The organism is Nocardia sp. NPDC004278 (assembly GCF_053602975.1).
On the sequence record NZ_JBSGEQ010000103.1, the window covers coordinates 1 to 2,132 of the forward strand.

Annotated in this window: 1 protein-coding gene; it reads right to left on the reverse strand. The window is 65.2% G+C overall.

The features are described from left to right. A partial coding sequence (gene rpoB / locus ACWEO2_RS44220) for a DNA-directed RNA polymerase subunit beta (protein WP_452410864.1) occupies positions 1–2,132 on the reverse strand: 2,132 nt, incomplete at both ends.

Sequence of the window (2,132 nt, forward strand, 5' to 3'; positions counted from 1 at the left end):
GGCATGAACGGCATGTCCTCGGTCGCGAGGATCTTGCCGATAACACCCTTGTTGCCGTGGCGACCGGCGAGCTTATCGCCGTCCTGGATCTTGCGCTTCTGCGCCACGTACACGCGCACCAGCTCATTGACGCCGGGCGGCAGATCGTCGTCGTCCTCGCGCGAGAACACCCGGATGCCGATGACCTTGCCGGACTCACCGTGCGGCACCTTCAGCGAGGTGTCGCGCACCTCGCGCGCCTTCTCACCGAAGATCGCGCGCAGCAGCCGCTCCTCCGGAGTCAGCTCGGTTTCACCCTTCGGGGTGACCTTGCCGACCAGGATGTCGCCGTCGCGCACCTCGGCGCCGATGCGCACGATGCCGCGCTCGTCCAGGTCCGCGAGGACCTCGTCGGAGACGTTCGGGATATCCCGGGTGATCTCCTCGGCGCCGAGCTTGGTGTCGCGGGCATCGATCTCGTGCTCCTCGATGTGGATCGAGGTCAGCACATCCTCTTCCACGAGGCGCTGCGACAGGATGATCGCGTCCTCGTAGTTGTGGCCTTCCCACGGCATGATCGCCACGAGCAGGTTCTTGCCGAGCGCCATCTCACCGTTCTCGGTGCACGGACCGTCGGCCAGCACCTGACCGGACTCGACCCGCTGACCCTCGTCGACGATCGGACGCTGGTTCGCACAGGTGCCCTGGTTCGAGCGCGCGAACTTGCGCATCCGGTAGCTCTTGCGGGTGCCGTCATCGGCCATCACGGTGACGTAATCGGCCGAAACCTCTTCCACCACACCGGACTTCTCGTTGACCACGACGTCACCGGCGTCGACCGCGGCGCGCAGCTCCATACCGGTACCCACGATCGGGGACTCGGAACGGATCAGCGGAACGGCCTGACGCTGCATGTTCGCACCCATGAGGGCACGGTTGGCGTCGTCGTGCTCGAGGAACGGAATCATCGCGGTCGCGACCGAAACCATCTGACGCGGCGAGACGTCCATGTAGTCGACCTCGGAGGCGGGGACGAGTTCGTTCTCGTCGTTGCCCCGGCGGCAGAGCACGCGCTCCTCGATGAAGCGGCCATCGGCGTCGACCGGCGAATTGGCCTGCGCACGAACGTGGCGGTCCTCTTCGTCGGCGGTGAGGTACTTGACCTCATCGGTGACCACGCCGTCGACCACCTTGCGGTACGGCGTCTCGATGAAACCGAACGGGTTGACCCGCGCGTACACCGACAGCGAACCGATCAGGCCGATGTTCGGGCCTTCCGGGGTCTCGATCGGGCACATGCGGCCGTAGTGCGAGGTGTGCACGTCACGGACTTCCAGACCGGCGCGCTCACGGGACAGACCACCCGGACCAAGCGCCGAGAGGCGACGCTTGTGGGTCAGACCCGAGAGCGGGTTGTTCTGGTCCATGAACTGCGACAGCTGCGAGGTTCCGAAGAACTCCTTGATCGCGGCCACGACGGGACGGATGTTGATCAGGGTCTGCGGCGTGATCGCCTCGACGTCCTGGGTGGTCATCCGCTCGCGAACCACGCGCTCCATACGCGACAGACCGACCCGGATCTGGTTCTGGATCAGCTCGCCGACGGTGCGCAGGCGACGGTTGCCGAAGTGGTCGATATCGTCGACCTCGACCGGCACCTCTTCGCCGCCGGGCGCGGTCATCGCCCGATCACCGGCGTGCAGACGCACCAGGTACTCGATCGTGGCGACGATGTCTTCCTTGGTGAGCACCGATGCGGTGATCGGCTCGCCGAGGTGGATGCCCAGCTTCTTGTTGATCTTGTAGCGACCCACGCGCGCGAGGTCGTAGCGCTTCTCCTTGAAGAACAGGTTCTCCAGCAGGGTCTGCGCGGACTCCTTGGTCGGCGGCTCGCCCGGACGCAGCTTGCGGTAGATGTCCAGCAACGCCTCGTCCTGACCGGCGGTGTTGTCCTTCTCCAGGGTCGACATCATGATCTCGGAGAAGCCGAAACGCTCGACGATCTCCTCGGTGGTCCAACCCAGCGCCTTCAGCAGCACGGTGACCGGCTGACGACGCTTGCGGTCGATGCGCACACCGACGGTGTCGCGCTTGTCGACATCGAACTCCAGCCAAGCACCACGCGACGGAATCACCCGCACACTGTGCAGATC